This window comes from Neobacillus sp. NPDC093182 (assembly GCF_044754045.1).
Map to the genome: position 1 here is coordinate 149,069 of NZ_JBIVOI010000005.1, position 13,022 is coordinate 162,090.

Sequence of the window (13,022 nt, forward strand, 5' to 3'; positions counted from 1 at the left end):
AAACGTTTTCGCTAGCTTGTCAATCACCAAATTGAAAATGATTATCAACTCATTGACAGTTCTCCGCTATTCAAATAGACTGATACATGAAAATACTGATATACAAGCGTTTTATATATATATAGATTAGAAGGGATTAACGATATGCTGCTAAAACAAACTGGCCAAAGGTGGGTTGGACTTTTTATTGCTATTATTATTTTGCTTCTCTTAATGGCAGCAAGTATTGTCTACGGGTATACAGATACCACATGGAAAATGGCTATAGAAGCCTTAACCAATTTCGATGGATCTAATGAACATATTGTTATTCAATCTGTTAGAATCCCACGTGCGTTTATTGCCGCAGCGGTGGGTGCGAGTTTAGCGATTTCAGGTGTCTTAATGCAGACAGTAACCAAAAATCCTCTAGCCTCCCCGGATATTTTTGGGGTAAATGCCGGAGCTGGGGTTGCTGTTGTTATAGCCGTAACAGTCTTTAGTGTTGGAAGTCTTCAACTGTTTACTTGGTTATCCTTTTTTGGTGCAGCTGTAGCTGCAATAAGTGTCTATGCAATTGGGTCAGTCGGAAGAGAAGGGTTGACCCCAATGAAACTGACTTTAGCGGGTGCTGCAATGACAGCATTATTTGCCTCTTTTACACAAGGAATACTTGTCTTAAATGAGGCAGCCTTGGAGCAAGTATTATTTTGGCTTGCGGGATCAGTGGCAGGAAGAAGCCTTGAAAATTTAATAGCTGTACTTCCTTATTTAATTGGAGGCTGGATTATTTCGTTGATTATGGCAGCAAAAATGAATGTCTTATCGATGGGGGAGGATGTAGCCAAAGGTCTTGGTTTAAACACAGCTCTATTAAAAATTACAATTGGAATAGTAGTAATCCTCCTTTCAGGCGGGGCAGTTGCTGTTGCAGGACCAATTGGATTTATTGGTATTGTCGTTCCACATCTTACCCGTTCTATAGTGGGAATAGATCATCGCTGGGTAATCCCATTTTCCGGCCTTTTAGGAGGAGTGCTTTTACTGGCAGCGGATATTGCCTCCCGATATATCTTAATGCCTCAGGAAGTCCCAGTCGGCGTTATGACGGCAATTATTGGAACCCCATTTTTTATTTATATTGCTAGAAAGGGGTTCAATGGGCGATGAGTAAATACAAAATTTTTAGAATCAAACAAGGGAAGATCTCTTATTTAATTGATAAAAAGGCATTATTTGTGTTTATCGGATTGTTATTTGGAACCGCAGCTGTTTTTGTTATCAGTACAGGGTTGGGAGAAATGAAAATAAGCCCTTTAAATGTATTGAAGGTATTTTTTGGCGGAGGGTCTGAAATGGAGGCCCTTGTTATTCAATCGTTTCGATTACCAAGAATCATTGTTGCCTTGATGGCAGGGATGGGATTGGCAGTAGCAGGAGGGATTTTGCAAGGAATGATACGGAACCCGCTAGCCTCTCCTGATATCTTAGGGATTACAGGCGGTGCATCGGTAGCTGTTGTAGGTTTCTTGGCAATTTTTAGTGATAAGAATCATGTATTAACGGTAAGTATTCACTGGCTGCCCTTAGCCGCATTTATCGGTGCAGCAGTTGTGGCATTTCTCGTTTATACTTTGGCATGGAAAAATGGGGTTTCTCCTATTAGATTAATTTTAATTGGAATAGGATTGATGAGCTTAACAAAAGCTTTGACTACCTTTATGATGGTGTTAGGTCCCATTTATCAAGCAAGCCAGGCGAACATATGGATTACGGGCACCGTCTACGGTTCCACTTGGAAAAATGTAGGTGCCCTAGTTCCATGGATAATCGTACTGATTATCATTGCATTCATCTATGCAAGAAATGTGAACATTCAGGAACTTGGTGATGAAGTAGCAACAGGCCTTGGTGGACGGGTGCAAAAACAACGCTTAGTTTTAATGCTGCTAAGTACTGGCTTGGTTGGGGGTTCAGTAGCTTTCGCTGGAGGGATCGGTTTTGTGGGCTTAATGGCGCCGCATATGGCCAGGAGATTAGTGGGTTCTGCTTTTGGTGCGTTGCTGCCTGTATCAGCACTCCTAGGTGGTATTTTGGTAATGCTTGCAGATTTAGTTGGGCGAACATTATTTTCACCATTAGAAATTCCTGCGGGGGTTTTTACGGCAAGTATTGGGGCACCATACTTTATCTATCTATTATTTAGAACGAGAAATACTTAGTTTTCATATAAGAGAAGCCATTTCATTTGGAATTGGCTTCTCTTTTTTTACGCAAATACACTTTGTAACACAGTAGTAAATACAAATGAAAATGATTTTCATACTCATTGACAATCATTATCAATTAATTATAAACTTAGAACTGTAGAGAATATTAATACTATATTAGACGTAAATACAACCCTATATAGGGTCTAATTCATATACTAAAAACAAGCCTAATAAACATAAACTTGATTGATTTCAAAAGGAGATGGCAGATGATGAATGCGGTTGAAACGAAAAATTTATCACTTTCATACGGGGATACACTCATCATTGATGAATTAAATTTAAAAATTCCTAAAGGTGAAATTTCGGTTTTTATTGGAGCGAATGGCTGCGGAAAGTCAACTCTCCTTCGTTCAATCGCTCGTCTTCTTAAGCCAAAATCTGGTGCTGTTATTTTGGAGGGAGAAGCCATTGCAAAGCTTTCTACGAAAGAAGTAGCAAGAAAAATGGCGATACTTCCACAATCACCGGCCGCTCCTGAAGGACTGACAGTGCTTCAACTCGTTAAACAGGGGCGTTATCCTCATCAATCCTGGTTAAAACAATGGTCGGAGGAAGATGAGAAAAAGGTTAATGACGCACTAAAAGCTACCCGGTTAGAAGATTTGAAAGAGCGAACGGTTGATTCTCTTTCAGGTGGTCAGAGGCAGCGCGCTTGGATTGCGATGACCCTGGCACAGGATACGGACGTTATTCTCTTAGATGAGCCAACGACCTATTTAGATATGACACATCAAATTGAAATACTTGACCTCCTATTCGAACTCAATGAAAAGAAAAAAAGAACGGTTGTAATGGTTCTTCATGATCTTAATCTTGCTTGCCGTTATGCACATAATATCGTTGCACTGAAAGATCAAAAGGTGTATTCCTCAGGAAAACCAGAGTATGTTATCAACCGCAATCTTGTTAAAAATGTATTTGGCATGGAATGTGAGGTAACAATGGATCCTATTTTCGGAACACCGCTTTGCATTCCTTATGGAAAAGGAAGACGTATTCTCCAAAAGGCGGCTGTGTCCAATGGGTAATATACTGAAAGAAAATGATCTGAGTGCTTTACAAAAATATAGGCTCACATCAGAAACTGACCGGGCTTTTAACGTTGCAAAACTAATGGATAAGTCTTTTGCATTGCAATTCATGAAGAATTTAGCGGATTCAATTGGTTCGCCTTCCGAAAGAACCGCAGCTTCGATATTTATTAAAAGATATGCATTTATTGCCGTCATTTCTCTTTTTGCCATGACGACCTCTAATAAGAAACTGAATTTATCCTTGGATAATATTGAAATGGAAGAAGCTGAACGCGGGAAAGACTGGCTCCCGATGATTTCATTAAAGGATACTTCTATCCAGGAATGGAATGGTCAAAACCGGGATGAATGGCGGGAAGGTGTTTACCGGGATCTTTTTGCTAACAATATCTACCCGATTATTGAGCATTTTGAAAAGACATTTAAGGTTTCAAAACTGATCCTGTGGGAAAATATTGCCGTTTACCTATTCTGGCTTTATGAGACGGAGTTAAAAGAGAGTGAAAATCCAACCGTTCTAAGTGATTTCCGTTTTTTAATCATGGAAGCAGAGGGCAATCTATTTGGTAAATACAACCTTAATCCAATAAAAAAGTATTATTCTAGGAAGAATTCCCCTGATGAGATACGAATGAGAAAAACATGTTGTTTTACCTATCAGCTAGGAAGCAAAAGATGTAAAACATGCCCATGTTCACATATTTCTAACGATGGAGTGTGCTTTGATGGAGAAAGTATTTGTGGAGCAGTTCAGAGCGTTACTTGAAAAATATAGTGACTTACTCGTAGGCGAATCGAGCGAGGAGACAACGGAAAAGGTAAAAGCTTGGGCCCTATATACTCATATTGCGAAATCAATGCCAGCCTTAGCAAAGCACTGGAATGAACTCTATCCGGAAGCAAAGGAAGAAATGAAAGAAATCATTAATGAGATTAAGCTGCTGAATGAACAGCATAGACAATCCAAGTAATATACAATTAATTGAATATTTATGAATTGTTTGGTCGCTTCAATGAATGAGGCGGCCTTTTTCTATTGTATTAAAGAAAACGCTTTCTTAAATAATATACATAAAATATTCAAAAAAATGATAAAAAGGTGTTGTCAAAATTAAATATTCACAATATAATAAATTCAATGTTAGGTTAAGTGACATGATTACGGGAGGAGAAATAACATGACTGAGGCTATTCTTTCAAATGTAAAAGATCAATTTGCAATTATCGAGGAAATTAAAGAAGTAATAAATAAAAAGAATGTTGAACTTCTTCACCTACAGTTTGTAGATATAGAAGGAATCTTGAAACACATAACCGTCACAAGTGAGCAATTGGAAGATGTGGTTGAAGGAAAGATCATGTTTGATGGATCGTCTATTAAAGGATTTTCGCCGATAAATAAATCTGACCTATATTTACAGCCAGATTTAACAACATTCTCCGTTTTACCATGGACAGTAGAGGACGGATATTCTGAAGCACGTTTTCTATGTTCTGTTAAAAATCCTGATGGATCGTGGTATGAAGGTGACACAAGAAATGTATTAAAGAAAACAGTGGAACGTGCTGCAGATAAAGGATACACCATTTCTGTAGGTCCTGAGCTGGAATTTTTCCTGTTTAAAACAGATGAAAATGGATATCCAACACAGGAACTTAGTGATAAAGCAGGATATTTTGAACCGTCGCCTAAAGATCTTGGAGAGCGAGTGCGGTTAGAAATTTATCGTGCGCTAAAGGCTATGGGTTTCACTATCGAAGCGTCTCATCATGAAGTTGCTGAAGGACAGCACGAAATTAACTTTAAGTATGCTGACGCTCTGGGCGCAGCAGATCTTTCCACTACATATAAGTGGGTTGTAAAAACAATTGCAAAGAAATATGGACTGCATGCTACGTTTATGCCTAAACCGGTTTTTGGCATAAACGGATCTGGAATGCATGTAAACATGTCATTTTTTAAAGGAAATGAAAATGCGTTTTTTGATCCGGCTGATGAATTACAACTTTCGGAAAAAGCATATCAATTTATTGCAGGTTTAATTGAAAACGTAAAGAGTTTTACAGCTGTAACCAATCCACTTGTAAACTCTTATAAACGTTTAGTACCTGGATATGAGGCACCGTGTTATATTGCTTGGAGTGCTTCAAACCGTTCTGCATTAATTCGTATTCCTGCTAAAAAAGGGATGGCCACTCGTGTTGAGTTAAGATGTCCGGATCCGTCAGCAAATCCATACTTAACCTTTGCCGTTATTGCTTCTGCTGGTTTGGATGGTATTGAACAAGGGTTAGCAGTTCCGTTTCCAATCAATGAAGATATTTTCCATATGACTGAAGATCGCCGCGGTGAACTTGGTATTGAAAGTCTTCCTGGAAGTTTAGCAGCTGCTTTACAAGCATTAGAGGATGCAGAGATCGGACGTAAAACATTGGGTGACCATGTTTATGATGAGTTTGTTTCTTTGAAAAAGGCTGAATGGGATAGTTATCGTACAGCTGTTCACACTTGGGAAATCGAAAATTATCAAGCTAAGTTTTAAATCAAAGTTAAGCAGGCTGAATTATTTCAGCCTGCTTTTTTAATTATCTTTTGAACTGGTTATTTTGACTGTTTACTTTGTCTTTTTGTGACTGTTCCCCGCCAGGACCGGCGTTTCCTTGAACGCTAGCGGCGCTTACGCCTCTTTTAGATGGGTTTTTCTTCATTTTACCCATGCATCATCACCTCATTAATAGGATGCCCAAATCCATTTTATTATGTAAAGTTGACAGGAAAATTCACTTGATAAAAAATTTATTATTTTTCGCTTTTATTTATTGCGCAAATTTTTGAAATATTCTATAGTAGTAGATAGCAGAACTCATTCATTTGTGAATTTTTTTTGACAAAAAAATGAATGAGTATTCATTCAAAATATGTGAAGGGGGAGACAATGTTGAACCAACTTATTAAAAAAGCAGCTGTTCTAGGATCAGGAGTCATGGGATCGGGGATTGCAGCGCACTTAGCAAACATCGGTATACCAACATTATTATTGGATATTGTGCCTCGTGAGTTAACCGACGACGAAAAAGCAAAAGGACTGACGTTGGAAGATAAGCAGGTCCGTAATCGCATTAGCAGCCAATCAATCCAAAAATTATTAAAGCAAAAACCAGCTCCTTTAGCGGTTAAAAAGAACTTGGCACTAATTGAAGCAGGAAATTTAGAAGATGACCTAGTGAAATTAAAGGATGTCGACTGGGTAATTGAGGTTGTCGTTGAGAATCTAAATGTTAAGAAACAAGTATTTGAAAAAGTGGATCAATATAGAAAACCTGGAAGTATTATCAGCTCCAATACATCGGGTATATCTGTTGAAGCGATGGCAGAAGGAAGGTCAGAGGATTTTAAGAAGCATTTCCTTGGCACCCACTTCTTTAACCCGCCAAGATACTTAAAATTACTTGAAGTCATTCCTACACAATATACGAGCCAAGAAGTGATTTCATTCATGAAAACGTTTGGTGAAGATGTTTTAGGAAAAGGTGTTGTTCTTGCAAAAGATACACCGAACTTTATTGCCAACCGGATTGGAACCTATGGTCTCCTAATCACTGTCAAAGAAATGCTAAAGGGCGGTTATAGTGTAGGGGAAGTTGATTCTGTTACTGGGCCGATAGTCGGGCGCCCTTCAAGCGCAACCTTCCGTACGTTAGATGTAGTTGGGTTGGATACATTCGCACATGTAGCAGGTAATGTTCATGAAAAAGTATCCGGAACAGAAAAGGAAGTTTTCGAAGTTCCTGCATTTATGAAATCCATGCTTGAAAAGGGCTGGCTGGGAAGTAAATCTGGTCAAGGCTTCTTTTTGAAAAAAGGGAAAGAAATCCTTGAACTTGATCCTGCTGCCTTAGAATATATACCACGTAAAAAGCTATCAACTGCTGCAACTGAAATGAGTAAGCAGGAAAAAGGCACTGCAAATAAATTGAAAGCGCTTGTATATGCAAATGATCGAGCAGGTGAGTTACTGTGGAATATCTTTAGTCCGGTCCTAGTATACTCTGCACAGCTTTTAGGTGAAATCGCTGACACGGTAGTCGACATTGACCGTGCCATGAAATGGGGCTTTGGCTGGGAAATGGGTCCTTTTGAAACGTGGGACGCGATTGGGGTAGAAAAGTCAGTCGAGAAGATGAAGGAAAATGGATTGGAAATTCCCGCTTGGGTAACAGAGATGCTTGCCAAGGGGCATACATCTTTCTATATAGAAGAAAATGGCGAACAATTTTTCTTCAATAATGGCGAATACCGTCTAGTGGAAAGTAATCCAAAAGTGATTGACCTGAAAAAATTAAAGAAACAAAAAGGTGTTATTAAAAAGAATGGCGGTGCCAGCTTAATCGATTTAGGAGACGGAGTGGCTCTCCTAGAATTCCATTCTCCGAATAATGCCATTGGTCTTGATATTATTCAAATGATTAACTTTGCGATAGACGAAGTAGAGAAGAACTACAAAGGACTTGTAATTGGTAATCAGGGTAAAAACTTCTGTGTCGGCGCAAACCTCGCGATGATGCTAATGGAAGCACAGGATGATAATATCTATGAACTTGAAATGGTAGTCCGTCAGTTCCAAAATGCAATGATGAAGGTAAAATACAGCGCAAAACCAGTGGTTGCAGCGCCATTTGCGATGACACTTGGAGGCGGAGCAGAGGTATGCTTACCTGCTGCGCACATCCAAGCATCAGCAGAAACCTATATGGGACTTGTTGAAGTCGGAGTAGGATTACTGCCTGGCGGCGGCGGTAATAAAGAGTTATATATTAAGCACTTAGAAGGTCTGCCAAATGGCGTACAAATTGACCTTCAAGCTGTTGCAAATAAAGTGTTTGAAACGATTGCGACTGCAAAGGTTTCTACTTCAGGGGCAGAAGCACGCGAGAACAATTTCTTAGGCTTAGCCGACGGAATAAGTGTAAACGGCGATCACTTGTTGTATGACGCAAAGCAGGCTGTTTTAGCATTGCATAAGCAGGGATATGTACAAAAAGCCCGCAGAAAAGTACCGGTAGTCGGTGAAACAGGTTACGCAACACTCTTACTAAGGGCACAATCTATGTTTTTATCAGGATATATTTCTGAACATGATTTGAAGATTGCTAAAAAAGTCGCCTATGTGATTGCAGGTGGAAAAGTACCATACGGAACCGAGGTAGATGAGCAATATTTATTGGAATTAGAAAGAGAAGCATTCTTAAGCTTAATAAGAGAAGGTAAAACACAACAGCGTATGCAGCACATGCTTGTAAAAGGAAAGCCTTTGAGAAATTAATAGATTGATACTATACGAGGAAAGAGAGGGAACGAAATGAGAGAAGCGGTAATCGTGGCCGGAGCTCGGACCCCGGTAGGTAAAGCGAAGAAAGGAACGCTTGCCCATGTTCGCCCTGATGATTTGGGAGCATTGGTTGTAAAAGAAACATTAAAGCGTGCTGGTAACTATGAAGGAAATATAGATGATTTAATCATGGGCTGTGCAATGCCTGAAGCAGAGCAAGGTAACAACATGGCTCGTAATATTGGTGCTTTAGCAGGCCTGCCGCACGCTGTACCAGCCATTACGATTAATCGTTTTTGTTCATCGGGACTCCAAGCGATTGCCTATGCAGCGCAAGGGGTCATGCTGGGACACACTGATACTGCAATTGCAGGTGGAGCCGAGTCAATGAGTTTGATTCCGATGGCAGGGCATGTGATACGACCCAATGTAAAGTTAGCTGAAACAGCTCCAGAATATTATATGGGAATGGGTCATACAGCAGAAGAAGTAGCCAAGAAATATGGTATTACTCGCGAGGATCAGGATGCATTTGCAGTTCGCAGTCATCAGAAAGCGGCAAAAGCCATGCAAGAAGGAAAATTTGTAGACGAAATCGTTTCCGTTGATGTTACTTTCCGTTCAGTTGGAAAGGACAATAAACTTGTTGAAAGAACCGTCCAGTTCTCGCAAGATGAAGGTGTTCGCCCTGATACAAACGTACAATCGCTGGCAAAACTCCGCCCAGCCTTTTCTGTGACTGGTTCCGTTACGGCAGGGAATGCCTCGCAAACAAGTGATGGGGCTGCAGCCTTAATGATTATGGATCGTGAAAAAGCAGAATCTCTTGGGCTAAAGCCATTGGCTAAATTCAGATCATTTGCCGTAGGAGGCGTACCACCGGAAATAATGGGAGTTGGTCCTGTAGTTGCAGTACCAAAGGCAGTGAGATTAGCTGGATTAGAGATGTCTGATATTGACCTGTTTGAATTGAACGAAGCATTTGCATCACAGTCCCTTCAAGTCATTCGTGAGCTGGGATTGGATGAAGAAAAAGTAAACGTAAATGGAGGCGCCATCGCGCTGGGTCATCCACTAGGATGTACAGGTGCAAAACTCACCTTAACCCTTATACATGAATTAAAACGTCGTCAGCAGCAATTTGGCGTAGTAACCATGTGTATTGGCGGCGGAATGGGCGCTGCCGGAGTATTTGAACTTTTATAAAAAGAATAGGAGGAATATTAAATGGCACAGCAAACTGAAAAAATTATTAAAGGCGGAAGCTTTTTAATCGATGATATTTCCTACGACCGAATTTTAACACCAGAGGATTTTAACGAAGAGCAATTAATGATTGCCAAAACAGCAGAAGACTTTATAGAAAAAGAAGTACTTCCACAGTTAGAACATCTGGAAAACCACGAATTTGATCGTACTGTAAAATTATTAAAACAAGCGGGTGATCTTGGCCTGTTAGCAGCCGATGTCCCTGAAGAATACGAAGGTTTAGGTTTAGATAAAGTGACTTCCTCGCTTGTAACTGAAAAAATGTCAAAGGCTGGCGGCTTCTCATTATCTTATGGTGCACATGTTGGAATTGGCTCGCTGCCAATCGTTTTATTCGGAAACGAACAGCAAAAGAAAAAATATTTACCGGCACTTGCTTCAGGTGAAAAAATTGCGGCATACGCGTTGACAGAGCCAGGTTCAGGATCTGACGCTCTTGGTGCAAGAACAACAGCAAAATTAAATGCAGAAGGCACCCATTATATTCTTAACGGTGAAAAACAATGGATTACCAATGCTGGTTTTGCGGATGTATTTGTCGTCTATACAAAAATTGATGGCGAACACTTTACTGCTTTCATTGTTGAAAGAGATTTCCCTGGCGTTTCTACAGGTGCTGAAGAGAAGAAAATGGGGATTAAGAGCTCCTCAACTCGTACTCTTATTCTAGAAGATGTACCTGTTCCTGTGGAAAACCTATTAGGGGAATATGGAAAAGGGCACGTCATTGCGTTTAATATCTTAAATATCGGACGTTATAAGTTAGCTGTCGGCGGTGTGGGCGGTTCTAAAAATGCATTTGAGTTAGCTATTAAATATGCAAATGGCCGTAAGCAATTTAACACACCAATCTCTCAGTTTAATTTAACTAAAGAAAAGTTTGGAACGATGGCATCCAAAATCTATGCAGCAGAAAGCTCTGTCTACCGTACGATTGGACTATATGAAGAAAATCAAGGAAAGCTTACAACTGAAGAACAGAAGGATATTAAATTAGTAGCAAATTCTATTGCTGAATATGCAATTGAATGCTCTGTTAATAAATTCTTCTGTAGTGAAGTTTTAGATTATGTGGTTGATGAAGGTGTACAAATTCATGGTGGATACGGCTTTATGCAAGAGTATACCATCGAGAGAGCTTACCGTGATTCACGCATTAATCGTATTTTCGAAGGTACAAATGAAATTAACCGTCTCCTAGTACCAGGAACCTATATTAAAAAGGCATTCAAAGGAGAGCTTCCATTATTCCAAAAAGCCATGGCGCTCCAAGAAGAAATTATGATGTTAATGCCTGAAGAGCCAGGTGATGAGCCTCTTGCTCAAGAAAAACATTTAGTAAGCAATGCGAAGAAAATCGGTTTGCTGGCTGCCGGGTTAGCAGCACAAAAATTTGGTAAGGCACTTGAGAAAGAACAAGAAATCTTATCTAATATTGCAGATATTGTTTCTAATGCTTATGCAATGGAATCTGCTGTGTTACGAACAGAAAAGGCAATTGCCAAGACTGGTCTTGAGAAAAATAAACAAAAACTTCTTTATACGCAAATTTTCTGTCAAGAAGCTTTCAACGAAATCGAGCAGCATGCGAAAGAAACTTTGGTTGCAACTGAACAAGGAGATACCCTCCGTATGCTCGTATCAGCACTTCGTAAATTAACTCGCCATACGCCAATCAATGTGATTGGTAAGAAACGTGAAGCGGCTGAAGTTCTGATTGAAGCAGAACGCTATATCGTTTAAATTATAAACTTTAGGCCCCCAGTGGTTTTACGGGAGTCTAAAGTTTTTCTAGTTGTTTAGCAGGATTTTTGCAGAATTCGTCGAAATTTTAACTGAAGCATTTTTACTTTTTTCCCCGTTATGTTACTATCAAAATGACGAGAAATGTCATGAATGTTTAAGAGGAGGGTGGGAAGATGCCGCTTACTTTTTACTGGTATCCTAAATGCGGGACATGCCGAAATGCAAAGAAATGGCTAGATGAACATCATCTTTCCTACAAAGAAATACATATTGTTGAAAATCCGCCATCTCGCGCTGAACTTCAGGATATCTATGAAAAGAGCAGCCTTGAGTTAAAGAAGTTCTTTAATACAAGCGGGCAAAAGTATCGTGAACTGGGTATTAAGGATAAAATATCCACTGCTTCTGAAGATGAGCTGCTAGATTTGTTAGCCTCAGATGGGATGTTAATCAAAAGACCATTATTAACGGACGGAGAAAGAGTGACTGTTGGCTTTAAAGAAGAAGAGTATGAGAAAATGTGGCTATAACGCTTCATCATATCGATCTATTTCGATAACCGATTTTTAGAAAATAATGGAGGGATTTTGTAATGACTACACCAAAGGAATTGCGTTATTCTGAAGAACATGAGTGGGTAAAGGTTGAAGGAGAAACAGTTCGAGTAGGAATCACACACTTTGCTCAATCTGAGCTAGGCGATATTGTTTTCGTTGAACTACCTGAAGTTGGTGACGAAGTGACTGCTGATGAGCCATTTGGCAGTGTTGAATCCGTTAAAACAGTTTCAGAATTATATGCACCAGTAAGCGGAAAGGTTGTTGCAGTTAACGAAGATTTAAGTGACAGCCCTGAATTCGTAAACGAATCTCCTTATGAAAAAGCATGGATGATCGTGATTGAGCCTTCTGATAGCAGTGAAATGGACAACCTAATGACTGCAGAACAATACGAAGAAATGATTAAGGAAGACTAATTTTTGGTAAACACCTTGTTATGCAAGGTGTTTTTTATATGGGAAAAATTCGCACCTTGAATATTCTAATTCCAGGGGATACTAGAATAAACTTTACTTAAAGGAGCTCTTGGTATGACATTGAAGCAGCAAAAGGTTGATGTGACAGATCGAGTAATTGGAAAAATGAAAAATGGTGAAATGGAATTATTCCTAGATAATACCCCCATTGGTAAAATACAGTTACCAGGGGACATGACTTTTCAGTTAGATCAACGATTTGAGGTAGAACAACGAAAGATTTTTCAAAATGTAACAGTTACGGAACAGCCAGACGCAAAATATACGGATTGTGATGATGGTGGATGGTGTTAGGGAATATTGTGTAAGCAAACACCTATTATCAAAAAGACAATCGTGGTATAGTGAACAT

13 protein-coding genes are annotated in these 13,022 nt (G+C 39.5%); 12 read left to right on the forward strand and 1 reads right to left on the reverse strand.

Translation table 11 applies throughout. The features are described 5' to 3' along the window. The first annotated feature begins 144 nt into the window (after positions 1 to 144). From ACIQAA_RS11440 to glnA, 6 genes are all read left to right on the forward strand, one after another. Positions 145 to 1,149: a FecCD family ABC transporter permease gene (locus ACIQAA_RS11440; protein WP_402619096.1), complete on the forward strand. Its 1,005-nt coding sequence runs from the start codon at positions 145 to 147 to the stop codon at positions 1,147 to 1,149. Continuing rightward, complete coding sequence (locus ACIQAA_RS11445; protein WP_402619099.1) at positions 1,146 to 2,201, forward strand: FecCD family ABC transporter permease; 1,056 nt, start codon at positions 1,146 to 1,148, stop codon at positions 2,199 to 2,201. Before ACIQAA_RS11440 ends, ACIQAA_RS11445 begins: the two co-directional genes overlap by 4 nt. A 260-nt stretch (positions 2,202 to 2,461) precedes the next feature. Then, the gene (locus ACIQAA_RS11450) at positions 2,462 to 3,283 is read left to right on the forward strand and encodes an ABC transporter ATP-binding protein (protein WP_402619101.1); all 822 of its coding nucleotides are present in this window, start codon (positions 2,462 to 2,464) and stop codon (positions 3,281 to 3,283) included. Further along, positions 3,276 to 4,055 carry an IucA/IucC family C-terminal-domain containing protein gene (locus ACIQAA_RS11455; RefSeq protein WP_402619103.1) on the forward strand — a complete coding sequence of 260 codons (780 nt, stop codon included), beginning with the start codon at positions 3,276 to 3,278 and terminating at the stop codon, positions 4,053 to 4,055. The genes ACIQAA_RS11450 and ACIQAA_RS11455 overlap by 8 nt, the downstream gene beginning before the upstream one ends. Beyond that, positions 4,015 to 4,260, forward strand: coding sequence for a DUF2573 family protein (locus tag ACIQAA_RS11460; RefSeq protein ID WP_402619106.1), 246 nt, complete (start codon positions 4,015 to 4,017; stop codon positions 4,258 to 4,260). Before ACIQAA_RS11455 ends, ACIQAA_RS11460 begins: the two co-directional genes overlap by 41 nt. Positions 4,261 to 4,467: 207 nt before the next feature. Next, entirely contained in the window at positions 4,468 to 5,832 is a 1,365-nt protein-coding gene (glnA, locus tag ACIQAA_RS11465) for a type I glutamate--ammonia ligase (protein WP_402619109.1), read from the forward strand. 43 nt (positions 5,833 to 5,875) lie between these two features. Here glnA and ACIQAA_RS11470 read toward each other — a convergent pair whose 3' ends face one another. Beyond that, complete coding sequence (locus tag ACIQAA_RS11470; protein ID WP_402619112.1) at positions 5,876 to 6,007, reverse strand: YuzL family protein; 132 nt, start codon at positions 6,005 to 6,007, stop codon at positions 5,876 to 5,878. Positions 6,008 to 6,225: 218 nt separating this feature from the next. On the opposite strand from ACIQAA_RS11470, the gene ACIQAA_RS11475 reads away from it, so the two are divergent. From ACIQAA_RS11475 to ACIQAA_RS11500, 6 genes are all read left to right on the forward strand, one after another. After that, positions 6,226 to 8,613: a 3-hydroxyacyl-CoA dehydrogenase/enoyl-CoA hydratase family protein gene (locus ACIQAA_RS11475; RefSeq protein ID WP_402619115.1), complete on the forward strand. Its 2,388-nt coding sequence runs from the start codon at positions 6,226 to 6,228 to the stop codon at positions 8,611 to 8,613. Positions 8,614 to 8,649: 36 nt separating this feature from the next. Then, on the forward strand, positions 8,650 to 9,825 hold the full coding sequence (locus ACIQAA_RS11480; RefSeq protein WP_402619118.1) for an acetyl-CoA C-acetyltransferase: 1,176 nt from the start codon (positions 8,650 to 8,652) through the stop codon (positions 9,823 to 9,825). Between the two features lie 21 nt (positions 9,826 to 9,846). Continuing rightward, complete coding sequence (locus tag ACIQAA_RS11485; protein ID WP_402619120.1) at positions 9,847 to 11,631, forward strand: acyl-CoA dehydrogenase family protein; 1,785 nt, start codon at positions 9,847 to 9,849, stop codon at positions 11,629 to 11,631. Between the two features lie 176 nt (positions 11,632 to 11,807). Then, a complete protein-coding gene (locus ACIQAA_RS11490) occupies positions 11,808 to 12,164 on the forward strand; it encodes an arsenate reductase family protein (RefSeq protein WP_402619122.1) in 357 nt (118 codons plus the stop codon). 62 nt (positions 12,165 to 12,226) lie between these two features. Further along, positions 12,227 to 12,610: a glycine cleavage system protein GcvH gene (gene gcvH, locus ACIQAA_RS11495; protein ID WP_402619125.1), complete on the forward strand. Its 384-nt coding sequence runs from the start codon at positions 12,227 to 12,229 to the stop codon at positions 12,608 to 12,610. A 114-nt stretch (positions 12,611 to 12,724) separates the two neighbouring features. Further along, positions 12,725 to 12,964, forward strand: coding sequence for a YusG family protein (locus tag ACIQAA_RS11500; protein ID WP_402619128.1), 240 nt, complete (start codon positions 12,725 to 12,727; stop codon positions 12,962 to 12,964). Positions 12,965 to 13,022: the final 58 nt, after the last annotated feature.

Coding starts and splice junctions, on each gene's coding strand:
- ACIQAA_RS11480 (WP_402619118.1), top strand. CDS start 8,650: ATGAGAGAAGCGGTAATCGTGGCCGGAGCTCGGACCCCGGTAGGTAAA.
- ACIQAA_RS11450 (WP_402619101.1), top strand. CDS start 2,462: ATGATGAATGCGGTTGAAACGAAAAATTTATCACTTTCATACGGGGAT.
- ACIQAA_RS11445 (WP_402619099.1), top strand. CDS start 1,146: ATGAGTAAATACAAAATTTTTAGAATCAAACAAGGGAAGATCTCTTAT.
- ACIQAA_RS11460 (WP_402619106.1), top strand. CDS start 4,015: ATGGAGAAAGTATTTGTGGAGCAGTTCAGAGCGTTACTTGAAAAATAT.
- ACIQAA_RS11440 (WP_402619096.1), top strand. CDS start 145: ATGCTGCTAAAACAAACTGGCCAAAGGTGGGTTGGACTTTTTATTGCT.
- ACIQAA_RS11475 (WP_402619115.1), top strand. CDS start 6,226: ATGTTGAACCAACTTATTAAAAAAGCAGCTGTTCTAGGATCAGGAGTC.
- ACIQAA_RS11485 (WP_402619120.1), top strand. CDS start 9,847: ATGGCACAGCAAACTGAAAAAATTATTAAAGGCGGAAGCTTTTTAATC.
- glnA (WP_402619109.1), top strand. CDS start 4,468: ATGACTGAGGCTATTCTTTCAAATGTAAAAGATCAATTTGCAATTATC.
- ACIQAA_RS11490 (WP_402619122.1), top strand. CDS start 11,808: ATGCCGCTTACTTTTTACTGGTATCCTAAATGCGGGACATGCCGAAAT.
- gcvH (WP_402619125.1), top strand. CDS start 12,227: ATGACTACACCAAAGGAATTGCGTTATTCTGAAGAACATGAGTGGGTA.
- ACIQAA_RS11470 (WP_402619112.1), bottom strand. CDS start 6,007: ATGGGTAAAATGAAGAAAAACCCATCTAAAAGAGGCGTAAGCGCCGCT.
- ACIQAA_RS11500 (WP_402619128.1), top strand. CDS start 12,725: ATGACATTGAAGCAGCAAAAGGTTGATGTGACAGATCGAGTAATTGGA.
- ACIQAA_RS11455 (WP_402619103.1), top strand. CDS start 3,276: ATGGGTAATATACTGAAAGAAAATGATCTGAGTGCTTTACAAAAATAT.